The sequence below is a fragment of the Amycolatopsis sp. NPDC004169 genome (assembly GCF_040610315.1).
Lineage (GTDB): Bacteria > Actinomycetota > Actinomycetes > Mycobacteriales > Pseudonocardiaceae > Amycolatopsis.
The window spans coordinates 45,085-63,676 of record NZ_JBEXMD010000031.1; the positions used below are offsets into that span (position 1 = coordinate 45,085).

Annotated in this window: 12 protein-coding genes; 9 read left to right on the forward strand and 3 right to left on the reverse strand. The window is 72.8% G+C overall.

Annotation, left to right across the window (positions count from 1 at the left end):
• Nucleotides 1-81: 81 nt before the first annotated feature.
• The 3 genes from ABZX11_RS32980 to ABZX11_RS32990 all read left to right on the forward strand — a co-directional run bounded on the left by ABZX11_RS32980 (nucleotide 82) and on the right by ABZX11_RS32990 (nucleotide 3,730).
• Complete coding sequence (locus ABZX11_RS32980; RefSeq protein ID WP_176176777.1) at nucleotides 82-534, forward strand: Fur family transcriptional regulator; 453 nt, start codon at nucleotides 82-84, stop codon at nucleotides 532-534.
• Nucleotides 531-2,804 carry a catalase/peroxidase HPI gene (gene katG, locus ABZX11_RS32985; protein WP_354920388.1) on the forward strand — a complete coding sequence of 758 codons (2,274 nt, stop codon included), beginning with the start codon at nucleotides 531-533 and terminating at the stop codon, nucleotides 2,802-2,804. The genes ABZX11_RS32980 and katG overlap by 4 nt, the downstream gene beginning before the upstream one ends.
• Before the next feature lie 161 nt (nucleotides 2,805-2,965).
• Entirely contained in the window at nucleotides 2,966-3,730 is a 765-nt protein-coding gene (locus ABZX11_RS32990; RefSeq protein ID WP_354920391.1) for a polysaccharide lyase family 7 protein, read from the forward strand.
• A gap of 35 nt (nucleotides 3,731-3,765) precedes the next feature.
• Here ABZX11_RS32990 and ABZX11_RS32995 read toward each other — a convergent pair whose 3' ends face one another.
• Nucleotides 3,766-4,788: an LLM class flavin-dependent oxidoreductase gene (locus tag ABZX11_RS32995; RefSeq protein ID WP_354920394.1), complete on the reverse strand. Its 1,023-nt coding sequence runs from the start codon at nucleotides 4,786-4,788 to the stop codon at nucleotides 3,766-3,768.
• A gap of 125 nt (nucleotides 4,789-4,913) precedes the next feature.
• Between ABZX11_RS32995 and ABZX11_RS33000 the strand changes: the two genes are divergently transcribed.
• Together ABZX11_RS33000 and ABZX11_RS33005 are read left to right on the forward strand one after the other, a co-directional pair.
• Entirely contained in the window at nucleotides 4,914-5,432 is a 519-nt protein-coding gene (locus ABZX11_RS33000) for a hypothetical protein (protein ID WP_176176773.1), read from the forward strand.
• A 150-nt stretch (nucleotides 5,433-5,582) separates the two neighbouring features.
• On the forward strand, nucleotides 5,583-7,250 hold the full coding sequence (locus tag ABZX11_RS33005) for an alpha/beta fold hydrolase (protein WP_354920397.1): 1,668 nt from the start codon (nucleotides 5,583-5,585) through the stop codon (nucleotides 7,248-7,250).
• Here ABZX11_RS33005 and ABZX11_RS33010 read toward each other — a convergent pair.
• Entirely contained in the window at nucleotides 7,225-8,874 is a 1,650-nt protein-coding gene (locus ABZX11_RS33010) for a DUF6461 domain-containing protein (RefSeq protein ID WP_354920400.1), read from the reverse strand. The genes ABZX11_RS33005 and ABZX11_RS33010 overlap by 26 nt on opposite strands.
• A 104-nt stretch (nucleotides 8,875-8,978) precedes the next feature.
• On the opposite strand from ABZX11_RS33010, the gene ABZX11_RS33015 reads away from it, so the two are divergent.
• Both ABZX11_RS33015 and ABZX11_RS33020 read left to right on the forward strand, forming a co-directional pair.
• Nucleotides 8,979-12,245 carry a DUF4132 domain-containing protein gene (locus ABZX11_RS33015; RefSeq protein WP_354920403.1) on the forward strand — a complete coding sequence of 1,089 codons (3,267 nt, stop codon included), beginning with the start codon at nucleotides 8,979-8,981 and terminating at the stop codon, nucleotides 12,243-12,245.
• 385 nt (nucleotides 12,246-12,630) lie between these two features.
• Nucleotides 12,631-13,029 (forward strand): hypothetical protein, encoded by a 399-nt coding sequence (locus ABZX11_RS33020; RefSeq protein WP_176176769.1) that lies wholly within the window; start codon nucleotides 12,631-12,633, stop codon nucleotides 13,027-13,029.
• Between the two features lie 430 nt (nucleotides 13,030-13,459).
• Here the strand turns inward: ABZX11_RS33020 and ABZX11_RS33025 are convergent, their stop codons facing one another.
• Nucleotides 13,460-16,489 carry a tetratricopeptide repeat protein gene (locus ABZX11_RS33025; protein WP_354920406.1) on the reverse strand — a complete coding sequence of 1,010 codons (3,030 nt, stop codon included), beginning with the start codon at nucleotides 16,487-16,489 and terminating at the stop codon, nucleotides 13,460-13,462.
• Nucleotides 16,490-16,703: 214 nt separating this feature from the next.
• Between ABZX11_RS33025 and ABZX11_RS33030 the strand changes: the two genes are divergently transcribed.
• Together ABZX11_RS33030 and ABZX11_RS33035 are read left to right on the forward strand one after the other, a co-directional pair.
• A complete protein-coding gene (locus ABZX11_RS33030) occupies nucleotides 16,704-17,933 on the forward strand; it encodes a hypothetical protein (protein WP_354920409.1) in 1,230 nt (409 codons plus the stop codon).
• Nucleotides 17,930-18,592, forward strand: coding sequence for a hypothetical protein (locus ABZX11_RS33035; RefSeq protein WP_354920412.1), 663 nt, complete (start codon nucleotides 17,930-17,932; stop codon nucleotides 18,590-18,592). Before ABZX11_RS33030 ends, ABZX11_RS33035 begins: the two co-directional genes overlap by 4 nt.

Sequence of the window (18,592 nt, forward strand, 5' to 3'; positions counted from 1 at the left end):
CTCAGCGTGAACCCCGGATCGGCCACACGGATGGGGGCCAAAACTTGACCCATTCCAGAAAAGGTCCTAGGGTCGGCGGCGATGTCGGACTTCGAAGCACAGCTGCGGGCGGTCTCGCTGCGGGTCACGCGACCCCGGCTGGCCGTGCTGGCCGCGCTGCGCGACCATCCCCACGTCGACACCGAGACGGTGATCGACCTGGTGCGCGCCGAGCAACCGTCGGTGTCGCACCAGACGATCTACGACGTGCTGCGGGCGCTCACCGAAACCGGGCTCATCCGGCGCATCCAGCCGGCCGGCGCGAACGCCCGCTACGAGGCCAGGGTGGGTGACAACCACCACCACGTCGTGTGCCGCTCGTGCGGGGCGATAGCCGACGTCGACTGCGCCGTCGGCCACACCCCCTGTCTCACCGCCTCCGACGACCACGGTTTCGTGATCGACCAGGCGGAGGTCGTCTACTGGGGCACCTGCCCCGACTGCGCGGCCGCCCGTCCCCGAAATGATTCGCCGCTCCCGGAAGGAAGTAAATGAGCTCCACCCAGGACAACCCGTCCTCCGCGCAGGGCGTGGACAAGAAGGCGGCGGCCGGTTGCCCGGTCGCGCACGACTCGGTGACTTCGCAGGGCAGCGAGAGCGAGAACCCGGCGATCGACTCGCCGACCCCCAAGACCGGCGGCCGGCCGCGCACCCTCCAGGACTGGTGGCCGAACCAGCTCGACCTCAGCCCGCTGCGCGCGCACTCGTCGAAGAGCAACCCGCTCGGCGAGAAGTTCGAGTACGCCAAGGAGTTCGCGAAGCTCGACGTCGAGGCCCTCAAGCGGGACATCACCGACGTCCTCACCACCTCGCAGGACTGGTGGCCGGCGGACTTCGGCCACTACGGCGGCCTGATGATCCGGATGAGCTGGCACGCGGCGGGCACCTACCGCATCTACGACGGCCGCGGCGGCGCCGGTGACGGCGGCCAGCGGTTCGCCCCGCTGAACAGCTGGCCGGACAACGCCAACCTGGACAAGGCCCGCCGCCTGCTGTGGCCGGTCAAGCAGAAGTACGGCCAGAAGATCTCCTGGGCCGACCTGCTCGTCCTGGCGGGCAACGTGGCCCTGGAGTCGATGGGCTTCAAGACCTTCGGCTTCGGCTTCGGCCGCGTCGACACCTGGGAGCCGGAAGAGATCTTCTGGGGCCCGGAGGACGACTGGCTGGGCGACGAGCGCTACGCCACCGACACCGAGATGGTGCCGGAGCTCGGCGCGACCGAGATGGGCCTCATCTACGTCAACCCCGAGGGTCCCCGCGGCAGCGCGGACTTCGAGGCCGCGGCCCACTTCATCCGCGAGACCTTCGCCCGGATGGCGATGAACGACGAGGAGACCGTCGCCCTCATCGCCGGTGGCCACACCTTCGGCAAGACCCACGGCGCCGGCGTGGCCGACGACCACGTGGGCCCGGAGCCGGAGGGCGCCCCGCTGGAGGCCCAGGGCCTCGGCTGGCTGAACACGCTCGGCAGCGGCAAGGGCCCGGACCAGATCACCAGTGGTCTCGAGGTGACCTGGACCGACAAGCCGACCGAGTGGAGCAACCGCTTCTTCGAGATCCTCTTCGGCTACGAGTGGGAGCTCACCACGAGCCCGGGCGGCGGCAAGCAGTACGTCGCCAAGGACGCGCCGGAGATCATCCCGGACCCGTTCGACCCGAACAAGAAGCACAAGCCGACGATGCTCACGACGGACCTGTCGCTGCGCTTCGACCCGGTCTACGGCCCGATCTCGCAGCGGTTCAAGGACAACCCGGACGAGTTCGCGCTGGCCTTCGCCAAGGCCTGGTACAAGCTGCTGCACCGTGACATGGGCCCGGTCAGCCGCTTCCTCGGCCCGTGGGTCGCCGAGCCGCAGCTGTGGCAGGACCCGGTCCCGGCCGTCGAGGGCGAGCTCGTCGGCGACGCCGACATCGCCGCCCTCAAGGCGAAGGTGCTGGAGTCCGGTCTTTCGGTCTCCGAGCTGGTTTCGACCGCGTGGGCGTCGGCCGCGAGCTTCCGCTCCACCGACAAGCGCGGTGGCGCGAACGGCGCCCGGATCCGCCTGGAGCCGCAGCGCAACTGGGAGGTCAACCAGCCCGAGCAGCTCGGCAAGGTCCTGGAGATCCTCGAAGGCGTCCGGCGCGAGTTCAACGAGGCGGGCGGCGCGCAGATCTCGCTGGCCGACCTGATCGTGCTGGCCGGCTCGGCCGCCGTCGAGAAGGCCGCGCGCGACGCCGGCGTCGAGACGACCGTGCCGTTCCACCCGGGCCGCACCGACGCCTCGCAGGAGCAGACCGACGTCGACTCGTTCAAGGTCCTCGAGCCGCGGGCCGACGGCTTCCGCAACTACCTGCGGGCCGGCGAGAAGCGCCAGCCGGAGGTGCTGCTGATCGACCGCGCGTACATGCTCGACCTGACCGCGCCGGAGATGACGGTCCTGGTCGGCGGCCTGCGCGCGCTCGGCACCAACCACGGCGGTGCCGCCCACGGCGTCTTCACCGACAAGCCGGGCGTGCTCACCAACGACTTCTTCGCCAACCTGCTCGCCCCCGGCACCAAGTGGAAGGCGTCGGAGTCGGCGGAGAACGTCTACGAGATCCGCGACGTCTCGACCGACGAGGTCAAGTGGACCGCCACCGCGGTCGACCTGATCTTCGGGTCGAACTCGCAGCTTCGCGCGCTGGCCGAGGTCTACGCCAGCGACGACGCCCGCGAGAAGTTCGTGGCGGACTTCGTCGCCGCGTGGACGAAGGTCATGGAGCTGGACCGCTTCGACCTCGCCTGATCTTCACTGCCTGATCCACCACCGCAGCGGGCCCGGCCGGATTTCCGGCCGGGCCCGTTCGCGTCTCCGGCGATCTTGACAAGGGGTGAGCGCCGACCTACCGTGAGTGCCACGCCGCCGGGTTGTCCAGACCAGTTATCCGTGTGAAAGGACACCCGACCATGCGTGTGCGCGCCTTGCTCGCCCTCCTGGCGGTCCCGGCCCTGGCCGTGGCGACCGCCTCCCCCGCGCTGGCGGCGGACCCGTCCGTCGCTCCGGGCGGCAACTTCGACCTCTCGGTCTGGCAGCTGCAGGAGCCGGTCGGCTCGCCGGGCAGCCCGACGACCATCTCCTCGTCCCGGCTGCAGGGGCCCGGCGGCTTCCAGGACAGCTACTTCTACACCGACACCCGTGACGGCGCGATGACCTTCTGGGCGCCGGAAAAGGGCGTCACCACGCCGAACTCGAACTACGCGCGGTCGGAACTGCGGGAGATGAACCGCGACGGGTCGGCGGCGAACTGGTCGCTGAGCGGGTCGCACAAGCTGAGCGCCACCCTGCGCGTGGTCTCCGTGACGTCGAACGTGTGCGTCGGCCAAGTGCACCTGGGCACCGGCGGCTCGTCGACGAAACCGCTGCTGGAGCTGTACTACCGGGCGAACGGGGACATCGTGCTGGGCACCGAGAACTCCCCCGACGGCGGGCAGACGCCGCACACCGTCGGGCACGTGTCGATCGGCAAGACGTGGACCTACACGATCGGCATCTCCGGCGGCAACACCATCGACCTCACGGTCAACGGCAGCACCACGCACTACAGCATCCCGTCGTCGTTCAAGGCGTACAAGCAGTACTTCAAGGCCGGCTCGTACAACCAGTCCTCTTCGGACAGCACGACGAAGGGCGCGCGGGTGGCGTTCTACGGCCTGAAGGTCACCCACGGCTGAGACGAGCGGCCCGGCCGCCACCGGGCCGCCGTTCGTCAGCGCCAGCCCAGCTCCGGGGCCACGTGCTTCAGGATGTTCTCCAGCACGTGCGCGTTGTAGTCCACGCCGAGCTGGTTCGGGATGGTGAGCAGCAGGGTGTCCGCGGCCTGGATCGCCTCGTCCTCCTTGAGCTGCCGCACCAGCTCGTCGGGTTCGCCGGCGTAGGAGCGGCCGAAGATCGCCCGGGTGTTCTCGTCGATCATGCCGACCTGGTCGCGCGACTGGCGGTCACGGCCGAAGTAGGCGCGATCGGTGTCGTTCGTCAGCGCGAAGATGCTGCGGCTGACCGAAACCCGCGGCTCCCGCTCGTGACCGGCTTCGGTCCACGCCTCGCGGTAGGCCTCGATCTGCTTGCGCTGCTGGACGTGCAGCGGTTCGCCCGTTTCGTCGTCCTTGAGCGTCGAGCTCTGCAGGTTCATGCCCAGCTTCGCGGCCCAGACGCTCGTCGCGTTCGAGCCCGAACCCCACCAGATGCGCTCGCGCAGGCCCTCGGAGTGCGGCTCGAGCCGCAGCAGCCCCGGCGGGTTGGCGAACATCGGCCGCGGGTTCGGCTGCGCGAAGCCCTCACCCTCCAGGAGCTTGAGGAACACCTCGGTGTGCTGGCGGGCCATGTCGGCGTCCGTCTCGCCCTCGCCGGGGGCGTACCCGAAGTACCGCCAGCCGTCGATCACCTGCTCGGGGGATCCCCGGCTGATGCCGAGCTGGAGCCTGCCGCCCGAGATCAGGTCGGCGGAGCCCGCGTCCTCGGTCATGTACAGCGGGTTCTCGTAGCGCATGTCGATCACGCCGGTGCCGATCTCGATCTTCGACGTCCGCGCGCCGATCGCCGCGAGCAGCGGGAACGGGCTCGCCGCCTGCCGCGCGAAGTGGTGCACGCGGAAGTAGGCGCCGTCCACGCCGAGCTCCTCGGCGGCCACCGCCAGGTCGATCGACTGGTGCAGGAAGTCGGCGGCCGACCTGGTCTCGGAGTGCGCGCCCGGCGACCAGTGGCCGAACGACAGGAACCCAATCTTCTTCACGCCCCCTCAGACGTCCGGGAGCCGCGAATGATTCCCGGGTGTGACCGCCGTCGTCGCTCGTTCCGGTGAAACGCCGTCCGGGCCCGGCCGGGCCGGGTACCCCGTCGGAAACGAGGAGGAGACGCATGCCCGACAACGACCTCACCGGTTTCCTGATCATCGGCCTGGTCTTCGTGGTGGCCGACGGCCAGGTCCTCTACCGCGGCGGCCGCCGCTACCTCAGCGGGCCGGACGGCGGCGAAGGGTCGGGGTCGATGGCGTGGATGGTGGTGACCGTCTTCCACCTCGTCTCCTTCGGCGTGCTCGCCCTGCTCTCGGTGGTCGGCCCGCAGTGGTCCGGCTCGACGGCCGCGCTGGTCGGCAGGCTCGGCGTCTTCCTGCTGCTGATGGCGGTGGCCCACGTGCTCACGCTGGCCGTGCTCTCCCAGCGCCGTCACGACCGGATCGTCGAGGAGCACTTCCAGGAGCGCGAACCCGAGCGGACGGCGACCGAGACCTACGTCCGGCCGGCCACCGAGGTGGTCGTCGAGCCGGCGGCGACGGACCCGGCGTGGCGCCCGACCGTGACCCCGGTGCCCGGGCAGGAGGGCCCGCAGCCGCGGGTCAGCCCCGATCTCGGGAACCACGGGCCGTACCGCACCTGACCGGCGCCGCGAGGTTCACCGGATCGACGGAATCCGCGCGGCGAGCCGCGACTTTGCGCTGCCGCTCCCCCACCGGCCGTGATTGGATCTTGCCCGGCCGGTGCGCGAGGAAGGAAGAGTGCGGTGCGAACGTCCCGAGCTGGGCTGGCGGTGGCTGTCTCGGTCCTCGTCGCGACCACCGCACCCGCCGCCGCGACCACGCCCGACCCGCTCGCGCCGTACCGCGGCCAGGAGGTCTCCTGGGGCGCCTGCCCGTTCAAGCAGCGCCAGCCACCGGTCGCGCAGTGCGCGCGGATCACCGTCCCGCGCGACTGGGCGGCGCCGGCGGCCGGGAACGACCTGCAGGTGGCGATCAGCCGGGTGGCGGCGACCGGCGGCAGGCAGGGCGCGATCCTGGTGAACCCCGGCGGGCCCGGCGGCCGCGGGACGTCGCTCGCGGGCGCGCTCGCCGGGCTCGAACCGGAGGTCAACGCGCACTACGACATCGTCGGGATGGACCCGCGCGGCACCGGCCAGGAGGGCGGCACGGATGAGGGGTACGTGTGCCACGTGCCGCTGGGCCGGCTGCCCCAGGACGACGACGACCTCGACGCCCGCGACCGCTCGGCCGGCAGCATCGCGGAGCACCAGCGGACGCCGCGCGTGCTGGCCGAGGCGTGCCAGAGCGACGCGCTCGCGCCGTACATCACCACCTGGCAGACCGCGCACGACATGGACCTGATCCGGAGCCTGCTGGGCGACGAGAAGCTGAACTACCTCGGCTTCTCCTACGGCACCTGGCTCGGCGCGAAGTACGCGTCGCTGTTCCCGGACCGCGCCGGGAAGCTCGTCCTCGACTCCAGCGTCAACTTCGAAGGCCGCCTCCAGGCCGCGTTCGAGGCGTTCCCGAAGATCGACCAGCGCCAGTTCGACCGCGTCTACGCGCCGTGGCTGGCCCGCCGGTTCCCGGACCAGCTCGGCAAGACCGCCACCGAGGTCCGCGCCAAGTGGGAGCGGCTGCGCAGCTTCTTCAAGACCAAGGGCGTGCCGCCCGACGTCTTCGACTCGGTCTTCGTCGGCAACGGCAGCACCCGGCAGTGGATGACCGGCGCCCTGGTCCTGACCAAGGGCGCGGCGGCGCTCGACGGCGCGGCCGCCACCCCGCCGCCTGCCGGGCTGCGCAGCGACCTCGACCGGGCTTCGCGGGCGGTCTTCGGGCGTCCGGCGGACCGGCTGACCGCCGCCGACGTCGCCGCGGACCCGCCGGAGCCCGACTACGCCGACGTCCCCGGCACGCGGCTGGCGGTGGCGTGCGGCGACCAGCCGACGCGGACGGCGAGCTGGTACAAGCTGCTCAGCGACCTGCAGGGGCCGGCCTACCCGCTCTTCGGCTGGGCGTACGGCCTGAGCGAGGCCTGCGGCTTCTGGTCCGACCCGCCGCGGAACGCACTGCCGACGCTCTCGCCGCGGGCCGCGAAGAACATCCTGGTCGTCCAGGGCGAGTTCGATCCGCAGACCGGCTACGAGCAGGCGGAGGCGGCGGCGCGGACGGCCGGGATCCCGATGATCTCGGTGGCCGATTCGCCGTTCCACGGCCAGTACGCGGTCAGCGGGAACTCCTGTGTGGACGATCTGGTGAACGGCTTCTACCTGGGTTCCGCGCGGCCGGCGGCCACCATCTGCCCCGGCGTCCCGCTGCCGGGCGAAGACCGGGTGTACCCGGTGCCGGGGCCGGCGGGCGAGCCGTCCCAGGCGACGTCGCCCGCGCCGCGGGACGCCTTCTCGGACGTCCGGGAACGGCTGCAGGACGACATCAGCGCGGTGAACCGGGGCCGGTGATCCGGTAGGCCACGGCGAGGCGGTCGATGTCCTCCAGGTCTTCCGGGTACAGGCCCCGGCCGGTGAACCGCTCGACGGCGACCAGGCCCTTTTCCGTGCGGTCGCGGTAGTTCTCCAGGTCGAGACCGGCCAGCGCGGCGACGACCTCGTCCTCCGCGGACGGCTCGCCCAGGCCCGGTTCGAACGAGGCGAGGACTTCGCCGGCGCGGGCGAAGAACAGCCGCCTGACCCCGTTGACGTTCCAGAACATGCTCGCCGCCCGGCCGGCCCGGGACACCGCGGTGAGCACCTCGGTGTGGGAGCCGTGGTAGCCGTTCTCCTCGATCGCCACCACGACCCCGTCGAGGTCGAGGACCGCCAGCCACGGGTCCGCGTACGCCTCGCGCAGGTCTTCGAGCGGCTCGGGGTGGGCGGGGTCCGCGCCGAACGCGCGGATGACGTCCTCGGCAGGCAGGCCGGTCACCACGGTGACCGTCGCCGCCACCGTCAGGCGGGACCGGTCGACCCAGCGGTAGCGCGCCTCGGGCCGGTCGACGACCGGCGGCTCGGGCTCGCCGCGCAGGCGGTGGCCGAGGCGGTCGGCGCGGGCGTGCACGACCGGCGGCCCGGGCGGGGCCACCCAGATCCAGAGGTCGTAGCCCTCGGTCTCCGGCTCGTCGCGGCCGTAGGCGTGCACGCGGACGCGGTAGTCGCCGGGCCACGGCGGCGTCGTCACGCTCCCGCCGACGCCGGCCGAGCCGTGCTCCGCGCGCCAGCTGAGGTCGACGACTTCTTCCCAGCCCAGGGTTTCCGCCGTCGCGGGCGGCTCGGCCAGCACCCGGATGCCGACGCGGACGTGCCCGTTCTGCGTACCGGTGCGGACGACCACGCCGCCGTCGACGGCCTCCGCGAGGCCGTTCTCCGCGAAGCCGTGGCCCACGGTTTCGCGGGCACCGTTTTCGGTCAGCGCGAAGACGTGGTCCCGGACCTCCGCCGACGTGCTTCCGTGCTGGGGCAGGCGGTATTCGGCCCGTTCCTTCTCCCGCAGCGCCGCCGCGTAGCCGCCGGGCATCGGCCTGGTGCGCAGCAGGCTCGCGGCCACGCCCAGTGCCGTGCCGACGATCGCGGCGGTGCTCGGCTCGCCTGCCTCGCGCGCGACGATCGTCGCGGTCACCAGCGCGATCGCGAGGTGGTGGGCGCCGTGCGCGGCCGCGATGGCGGCTTCGTCGCCTTCGGAGGCCAGGGTCAGCCGGTCGTCGTCGGCCGCGCGCGCGGTCAGGTCCGCCACCAGTTCCGGCAGACCGGGGCGGGTCCGGGGCAGCAACCGCGTCTCCCGCAAGGCTTCCGCCTCGCTGTCGGAAGTGATGAAGGCGAACGTCCCGTCCGGCGGTGGCTTCAGTCCGGCCGCGACCGGTGGAGCCGGGATCTCGAGCCTGGCCAAGGGCAGCTCGACCGCGCCGTGCACGCGCTCGACGACCCACGACGGCAGGCTCCGCAGCGACCGGACGACGTCGGGCTCGTCCCGCAACCGGTGCGGCTCGGGCGTGCACCGCAGCCTGCCCAGCACGGCGGCGGGCGCGGCCGGGATCATCGCGCGGACGGCGGGCACGGCGGCCGCCACGGCGGCGGCGAAGTCATCCCCCATGCGCCCCACTGTGCCAGAAAGCGGCCCTGAGCTGCGGGCGCCCCGGAATTGTCGGACCCCTCCCGTAGCCTTCGGCCCAGCATCGACCGAACTGGGGGGAACCAGTGAACGAGACCTTCGTGCCGGACCCGTCGTGGCGTCCGTTCGTCCACGTGCGGCGCGGCGGGTGGTTCGCACCGGAGGCCGAACCCGAGGCGGGCGCGGCCGCTTGGTGGCGGGCCGCCGTCGCCGTGGAGGACCTGGCGACCGCCGCGCTGACGCACCCGGAGAGCGACCCGGAGCTGGTGGGTGCCGCGCGGGCGGGTGACGAGAGCGTGCTGGGCGCGGCCGTCCTGGCGGTGCTCCTGGCCGCCGGGCTGCGCCGGAAACCGGGCGGGCACCGGGAGTTGGGGCGGATCGCCGACGCGTGGTGGGCGCGGGGAACCGGGTTCGCGGTCGGGGCCGCGGCCGCGCTGACCGGGGTGGTCCACCAGGTCCGCGTCGACGGAACGCAGGTGCTGCGGCGGTGGACCGACGGGTACCGGCACCCCGGTCTCCGTGAGGAGCCCGTGTTCCGGCGGTTGCGCACGCTGCTCGCCGCTTCCGGCGACGCCGGCTACGAGGCGGCGGTGACGGCGCTGGCCGCGTGCCGGGCCGGGCTGGCCGGCAAGGTGGTGGCCTCCTACCTGGTGCCCACGCGCGCGGACTGGGCGAGCGAGCTGGTCGCGGAAGCCCTGCCGATCCGGAACCACGCCTTCGACTGGGCGTCGGTGCTGCAGTCACTGTCCACAAGGGACCAGCTCGCACTGGTCCCCGGCGAGGTGCTCCCGTGGACCCTGCAGCGCGAAGAGGTCACTTACACGCTGCTCGACGCGATGGGGGCCGCCGCGGCGCCGGTGTTCGCACGAGCGGCCGACGCGGATCCGCACGGTGGCGACACCCGCAAGCTGCCGCTGTCCCTGCTGGCGGGCCTCCCGGGTGACGAAGCGTTCGAGCTGCTGGTGGAACGGCTGGGGCAGAAACACGTGCAGCCGCTGCTCACCGCCGTGATGGCCCGCGAGCCGGAGCGCGCGGTCCGGCTCCTGGCGCGGGGTGCCACCGCTTCGGCGGGCTACGCCGAAGAAGCGGGCTTCCTGCTGCGGACCCACGTCGCGGCGCATCCGGAGGTCGCCACCAGGGTGCTGACCGAGCTGGACGGCGACGAACGCGCGGTGGTCGAGCGAGCCCTGGCGGGCGAAGAGCGGCTGCCGGTCGTGGAGGCGCTGCCGCGGGTGCTCGCGGACCCGCCGTGGGTTTCGCGCCGCCCGAAGCGGCCACCGGTTGTCCTCAGTGGACTTTCGGTCCCGGCCGAGCCGAAACTCGTGTGGCTGCCGGGCGAACAGGCCGAGTGGGCGGAGTGGCACACGCGGCTGCACCGGGGCCTCCACGGCGGCTGGCCGCGCGCGGCCGAGGAGTACGACGCCGGGAAGCTGTACGCGGCGGACGCGCCCACCCTGTTCCTCAAGGCGCCCGACGACTGGGTGCGCGAGCGGCTCGCCGCGTGGCGCCCGGCCGACACCTGGCACGGCGAGATCTGGGGCCGCGTCCTGGCGAGCCGCCACGGCCTGCTCGCCTACCGGCCGCTGCTGGCGATGGCGACGACGAACCCGGGTCGGCGGGGCGAAGCGCTGCTGCCGTACGTGAGCCCGGAGATCGCCCTGCTCATGGCGGACTGGCTGGTCCGGCTGAAGAAGGCCCGGGAGGTCGCGTCGGCGTGGTTCGAGCGGCACCTCGCCGACGCCACGGCGCTCTTGGTCCCGGTGGCGCTCGGGCCGCTCGGCACGAGCCGGCGCACCGCCGAGGCCGCGCTGCGGGCGCTGGCCAAGAGCGGCCACGAGGCGGCGGTGTCCGCGGCGGCCGCCCACCACGGTGCGGAGGCAGCCGAGGCCGTCGCCGCGCTGCTCGTCACCGATCCCCTGGAAGTGCTGCCGGTCCCCGGCGCGTGGGCGGATCCCGCGGTGCTGCCCCAGATCCGCGTCCGCGGCGGCGACCTGGCCCTGCCTGACCACGTGATCCCGCACGTGCTGATGCTGTTCGCGCTGTCGAAGCCGGACGAGGTCCACCCCGGGGTGGCGCACCTGCGCGATTTCTGCGAACCGGATTCGCTGGCGCGGTTCGCGTGGGCGCTGTTCGGTCGCTGGCGGGCCGCGGACCACCCGGCCAAGGACAGCTGGGTGCTCACCGCACTGGCCGAGCTGGGCGACGACGACGTGGCGCGCGGGCTGAGCCCGCTGATCCGCGCGTGGCCCGGGGAAGGCGGGCACGCGCGGGCGGCCGCGGCGCTGGACGTGCTGGCCCGCATCGGCACCGATCCGGCGTTGCGGCAGCTGAACTCGATCGCGCAGAAGGTGAAGTTCAAGGCGCTCAAGCTCCGCGCGCAGGAGAAGATCGCGGCGGTGGCGGCCGGCCTGGGGCTGTCCGCCGAGCAGCTCGCCGACCGGCTGGTCCCGGACCTCGAACTCGGCGAGGCGGCCACCACGGTGCTCGACTACGGCCCCCGCCGGTTCGCGATCGGGTTCGACGAACAGCTCAAGCCGTATGCCACGGACCCCGACGGCCAGCGTCTCAAGGCGTTGCCCAAACCGGGCGCCAAGGACGACACCGAGCGCGCGGCGGCGGAGTACAAGCGGTTCGCGGTCCTGAAGAAGGAGGTCCGCGCGGTGGCGGCGGAGCAGATCCCCCGCCTGGAGTCGGCGATGGTGCTGGGCCGCCGCTGGCCGGCGGCGGAGTTCACCGAGCTGCTGGCCGGCCACCCGCTGCTGGTCCACCTGGTCCGCCGCCTGGTCTGGCGCACCCCGGCGGGGCAGACCTTCCGCTGCCGGGAGGACGGCACGTACGCCGACGTCCACGACGAGGAGTACGTGCTCTCCGAACAAGACGAGGTCGGCGTGGCCCACCCCCTGGACATCGCGGGCGAGCTGCCGTCGTGGTCGGCGCGGTTCGCGGGTCACGGGATCCGCCAGCCGTTCCCCCAGCTGGGCCGTCCGACGGCCCGGTTGGCGGAAGCCGAGCGGGCGGCACCGACGTTGCGGAGGTTCGAGAACCGCACGGTCCCGACGGGCCGCCTCCTGGGCCTGACGAAGCGGGGCTGGCTGCGCGGGCCGGTACTGGACAACGGCGTGGAGTGCTGGCTCCTGCGGCCCACCCCGGACGGCGGGGCGGTGGTGGTCAACGTCGAGCCGGGTCTCCAGGTCGGCATGCCGGCCGAGGAACCGGAGCAGAAGCTGACGGACATCTGGCTGGCCGAGAAGGCCGAGGGAGGCTGGGGCCCGCAAGGGGCCAGGGTGTTCGGCGAACTCGACCCGGTGACCGCGTCGGAGCTGCTGGCCGAACTGGGCGAACTGACCGGCTGAGGCGGGCGAAGAGGGGCCGGGGGCGGCCTGCCGCGGGTTCACCCCCGTCGGGCATTGGTGTCACATCGGGGCGACAGTCAAGATCGTCACATCCCGCCGCGACGAACCCCATCACGAACCGGAAGGTCGCCCGTCTCCTCAACGTCCGGCCCGGCAACCGCTCCCGCAACCGGGAACACATCCGCGAACCGAGGGGTGAGCCCGCGGTGACCACGGAAAACCCCCACCTCGCTCGTACGAGCGAGCGGGTAGAACACGTCTGGCGGTGTACGCCTCCTCGCTCATCGCCTTGCCTGGAGGAACACCTCAGATCGCCGGGCGCGGCAAGGCTGGCTCCGCACGCCCCGGCGATACCGGATCAGCTGTTCGGGGCGGCGATGATCTCGTGAACGAGGCCGGAGAAGCGCACAGACCCAACCGGCGGGCCCACCGGCTCCCCGCCGACGTACCGGCCGAAGAAGCCGCCGAACTGAAGCGGCGGTACCTGGCCGGGGCCACGCTGAACACCCTGCTGGCCGATTTCGACGGCAGTTACCGGACGTTGCGTGCCGTCCTGCAGGAACAAGGTGTCACGTTCCGGGCGCCGCAGCCGATGACACCGCCCGCGCCCGCGGGATTGGTCGAGACCTATTTGAGTGGCAAATCCATCGCCGACGCCGGGAAGGCGTTCGGCCTCGGCCGGGACATCACCAAACGCATGTTGCTCGAGGCGGGCGTGCAACTGCGCGGACGGGGGCGGCCGCCACGATCGACGGCCGCCGGATCCGACTTCACCGATTTCTGACCGGCGGAGGCGCCCGGCACAGCCGGGCGCCTCCGCACGCTCAGTAATAACGCCAGTGTGCCGGCAAGCACGCCATCACAGCGGGCATCACAGCGAGCATGCACACGATGCCGGTCACGACCAGCGGGTGGAACCGAACACGCTTCAACTCGTCACCTCAAGGTGCGATGCGACCGCTCGTACAAGCAGCCGCTATTTACTAGGTGGCGAGCACAATATCCAAGCGTATCCGTCACTCCCCGTTGGGGTGGATCTATCGTTCCTGTGACGAAACACTGTTCTGAGTGATAAATTCGTGACTAACGTGAATTCGCTTCACTCTATCGGGTCAACAGTTCACACCTTCGTGGATTCGGTTGAGACGCAGAGCCACAACTACCGCACGAACGGCCTCAACCGCCGCGTCGAGCAGTCGATTCGGGTAGGCCCGTCAGGCGCGCTCGGCCGCCCATGACGACAGCCGCGGGGACGGCATCGCCACCGTGTCGCGCTCGCCGTCGCGGGCCTCCGGGATCACCGCCGCCTCCAACGACTTCAACCTGGCCTCGATCCGCTGGGCCTGCCCGACCCGCTCCCGGTCGCGGAACAGCCGCGCCGCGCGTTCCCAGAGCTCACGCGCGTCCTCGATGTTGCCGCGATCGAGGAGGATGCCCGCGAGCGTGTCCAGCGCCCGCCCGCGGCCTGTGGCGTGCCCCGACCGGTCGGCCAGCTCGACCGCCCGGTGGGCGTGCCGCAGGGCCGCGCGGTCGTCCCCTTCGGCGTGGCACAGCCGGGCCTGGACCGTGTTCAGCTTCATCGCCGTCGGCAGGTGCTGGCTCTCGTTCACCAGCCGCGCCGCGCGGGCGCACTGGCCGGCGGCTTCTTCGTACCGGCTCATGCGGGTCAGCAGGTCGGCCAGCGCGATGTGGGTCTGCGCGCGGCCGGGGCGGTAGTCGATGCGTTCCCGCAGCGCCAGCGCCTCGCGGTACAGCCCGAGCGCCTCGCGCTGGTGCCCGCCTTGCTCCAGCAACGCGTCCGCGAGCCGGTGCAGGGCCGCCGCGCAGCGCTCGGGCTCGTCCAGCGCGCGGGCCTCTTCGAGGGTTTCGCGGGACATCTTCACGGCCTCGGTGATCCGGCCGGCGTGCAGGTGGCGCCGGGCCATGTTGAGCATCACCGTCACCCGGCCGATCCCGATCCCGTGGGCGTCGACCAGCCGCAGCGCCTCCCGCAGGTACGGCTCGGCTTCGGCGTCCTGCCCCATCAGCAGCAGGACCTGCCCGAGGTCGTTGAGGCTCGACGCCTCCGCGTACACGTTGCCCACCGCCGCGGCCGAAGCGGCCGCGACCGTGAACCCGGCGATGATGTCTCCGAAGTGACCGTGGCTGTCGAACACGTCGGCCGTGAGCGAGGGCAGCGTGAAAGCGATTTCCGGCAGGCCGGCTTCCGCCGCGAGCCGGACCGCCGCGGTGAGGGTCGTGCGCTCCCGCAGCACCCACTGCCGGGCCGCCGCCGGGGTGGCGAACCGGGCCGGGGTGACGTCGCCGCCGGTGCGGGGCAGGTCCGGGCGGTGCTTCGCCGGGAACACCGTCCGGTGGGCTTCGTACGCCGTCAGCAAGGAAAACTCGAGCAACCTCCGGCGTGCCGCCGCGTTGTCGGCCAGCTGCCGGGCCAGCGACTCCGCGTACAGCTGCAGCAGGTTGGGCACGCGGTAGCGGTCGAGGTCGCCCGGCTGCTCGATCAGGTGCGCGGCCACCAGCACGGCGAGGGACTGCCGCACCTGCGACAGCGGCCGCCCGTCCGCCGCGGCGAGCGCGTCCGGCGCGACTTCGGCGCCGGGGTGCAGGCCCAGCAACGCGAACGTCCGCTGCTCGGCCGGCGGCAATGCCTGGTAGGACACCGTGAACGCCGAGCGCAGGCTGCGGCCGGGCCAGTCGCCGTCGTTGCCGACGTCGAGCAGCATGTCCGCGTCGCGCAACGCTTCCGCCAGCGTCACCAGCCGCATCCCGGTCCGGGCCGCGGCGCGGACCGCCACCAGCGTCAGCGCGAGCGCGTTGCCCTGGCAGAGCCGGACCAGCGCGGCCACGCCGTCCGGGTCCTGCCGGGCGCGCAACCCGATCCGCCGCTCGAGCAGCGCCCGCGCCGCGTCGTCCGACAGCGGCGCCACCGTCACCACCGGGCTGGGCCGGGCCGCGAGCAGAGCCGACAACCGTTGCCGCGTCACCACCACGACCGTGCACTCCGCCAGCACCCGCAGCAACGGCTCGACCTGGTCGGTGCGGGCGACGTTGTCCAGCACCACGAGCAGGCGACGCCGCCGCAGCAGCCGGGCCAGCCGCGCCGCGCGCGCCACCGGGGAGACGATTTCGTCGACTTTCACGTCCAGCAGCGCCAGCAGGAGCTCGACGACGTCCGCCGCCGACGCGTCCGCGGCCTGGCCGTCGCCGCGCAGGTCCACCAGCACCACGCCGTGCGGATAGCGCTTCGCCGCCCGGTGCGCCCATCGCAGCGCCACCGTCGTCTTGCCCACGCCGGGGCCGCCGGTCAGCACGACCACGTCCGCGCGCGGCACGCCGGCCGAGTCCGCGGTGAACGCGTCGAGCTCGGCCAGCACCGCTTCGCGGCCCACCACGCCGTCGACGTCGGGCGGCAGGTGCCAGACCGCGGGCAGCCGCGGTTCGGCCTCCTCGGCCGCCGGCGCCGGTTGCGCCGGCGCGGGGAAGGACGCCGCGCCGGGCACGAACACCTCGTTGTAGACGGCGAGCAGTTCACCGGCCGCGTAGAGGTCGCCGTGCTCCTGGAACTCGCGGCGGAGACGGCGGAAGTACTCGGTCGCCTCCAGGGCGCGCCCGGCGGCGAGCAGGGCGCGGATCCGCAGCTTCGCCAGGCTCAGTTCCATCGGGTGGGCGAGGTCGAGCTCCTCCAGGCGCGCCACCGCCAGTTCCGTCTGGCCCAGCAGAAGCTGTTGTGCCGCAACGAAGGCGTTGGCCGGGACCCACTCGTTGCGCGCCCACCGCAGGCGCCACCCGTCGGCGGCGGCGGTCCGCAGGCCGGCCAGCGGCTCGTCGCGCCGCAGCCGCACCGCGGCCAGCGCCTCCACGTGCGCCCGGTCGTGCTGCCCCTGTTCGTGGAACTGCCGCGCCCGGGCCATCATCGCCCGGAAGCGGTGGTAGTCGATCCGCCCGCGGTCGACGTCCAGCCGGCAGCCCGGCTTGCCGATGGTGAGGTCGGCGTCGACGCCGTCGGCCTGGAACGCCTGCCGCAACCGGGCGCCGGCCTGGTGCAGCGTGCCCAGCGCGTCCTGCGGCGGGTTTTCGTGGTCGGCCCACACCCAGTCGACCACGGTGTCCACCGGAACCAGCCGGCCGGGATTCGCGAGCAGCACCGCCAGGACCTGGCCCGGCCGCCCGCGCACCGGTTTCACGTCCATGTTCCCGTGCAGCAGCAGAGCCGTTTGCCCGAGAATTCCGAACCCGATTTCCATCAGATCCCCTCCCCGCGGCGAGCCGTGACGCCGCCCCTCTCCGCCCACGGCATTTTCGCATTCCCCACCACGAACTACCAGGTCACAGCCACAAGTGTCCTGAAATGACGATCTTTGTCGATCGATTGTCAAGATGCGGAACAGCAGGCCAAACCGGTTTTTCCGGCTCTCCGCGCAGTCTGGTGACAGTTTTCGGACAGCGAGGGAGAAACACATGTGCGACACAGCCTGGGTCCGCAGTCCGGTCGGCCGCGCCGACCGCCACTACGCCACCCGGCGCGGCACGAAAACCGTTCTGGTGCTGGTTCCGCACCCGGTCGCCGGCACCCGGCTGCTGGACCTGCTGCCGTTGCTGGAAGCCGATCACCGCATCCAGGTCGTCTTCGCCGACCCCGAAGCGGGCGACAACTGGCAAGCAGGCCAAGCGTTCCTGCGCGCGCACGGCGGCGTCGTGCTGCCCTGGGCCCAGGCGCGGCGCAGCGAGTTCGACCTCGTCCTCGCCGGCAGCACCCGGGGTCTCGACGCGCTCGCCGCGCCGACCCTGCTGGTGCCCCACGGCGGCGGGTTCGGCCAGTACCGGCCGTGGCGCCCGCCGGACACCGCGGTGCCGCGGCCGCGGCGGCACGGCACGGGGCTGGGCCCGGACCAGCTGCTGCGGGAGGGCAGGCTGCGGGCCGACGCGCTCGCGCTGGTCCACGAACGCGAGCGCGTCCTGCTCGCCGAGGAGTGCCCGCAGGCGCTGCCCGCCGCGGTCGTCACCGGGGACATCGCGCTCGACCGGCTCACCGCGAGTCTCCCCCACCGCGACCACTACCGGCGGGCGCTCGGGGCCGGCGCGGACCAGGAGGTCGTCGTGGTCACCTCGACCTGGTCGCCGCGCTCGGCGTTCGGGCGCGACCCCGGCCTGTTCGACGGGGTGCTCGCCGAGCTGCCGCCCGACCGCTTCCGCGTTGTCGGGGCGCTGCACCCGAACATCTGGGCCCACCACGGCGCCTGGCAGGTGCGGGCCTGGCTCGCCGACGCCGTGCGGGCCGGGCTGGTCCTGCTGCCGCCGGAAGAAGGCTGGCGCGCGGCGCTGGCGGCGGCCGACCACGTCCTCGGCGACTACGGCTCGGTCACCGCCTACGCGGCGGCCGCGGGTGCGGCCGTCCTGCTCGAGGACACGCCGGGGCAGCCGCTGCTGGACGGTACGCCGACCGCGGTTCTGGCCCGCGAAGCACCCCGCCGCCGGCACGACCGGCCGCTGGCCCCGCAGCTGTCGGCGGCGCGGGAAGCCCGTGACCGCACCGGGTTGCCGGGCCTGATCCGCGAGCTGCTCACGTCCCGGCCCGGGGAAGCCGGGCGGCTCCTGCGGCACGCGATGTACCGGCTGCTCGGCCTGCCCGAGCCGGCGCGCGCGGTCCCGGTTTCGCCGGTCCCGCTCCCGGAACCGGTGGCACCATGACGACGACTGCGCACCGGATCACCGCTTGGCGCCTGCCGCGGCCCGCGCTCACCTGCTGGTGGTACGGCCGCGAATCCCGCTGGAGCACGGCTTTCAGCACGGTCCTGGCCGACGGGCACGGTCTGCCGGCCCTGGCGGACTTCGCGATCGCGCCCGCCCGGCCGCACCGGGCGGAAGAACAGGCGGCCGCGGCTTTCGACCGGTGGCCAGGACTCGGGATCGTGGCCATCCCCCTGGGCGGCGGCCGGTGCCTGCTGGGCGAGCGGTCCGGCGAGACCGCCCTCGCCGACGGCGTTCCGGCCGACCTCGCCGCACTGGCCGCCCACCTGTGGCTCACCACCGGACGGCGACTGGGCACGCTCGAAACACTGCACGCCACCGAAACCACCACCCACCCCCAGCCCACCAACGGACAGAAGCCGAGCCCGCCCGAAACCGGAACCAACCCCCGCCCCCGGCCCACCACCGGACCGCGGCTCGGCGCACCCGAAACACTGCACGCCACCGAAACCACCACCCACCCCCAGCCCACCACCGGCCGGCAGCAAGGCGCGCTCCAGCCGGTGCGGGCTGCCGGGCGGGTCGAAGCCGAGCTGGTCGTCGTGTGCGGGGCTTGGCGGCTCGACCTCGCCCGATCCGCCAGACTTCGTCCACAGTAG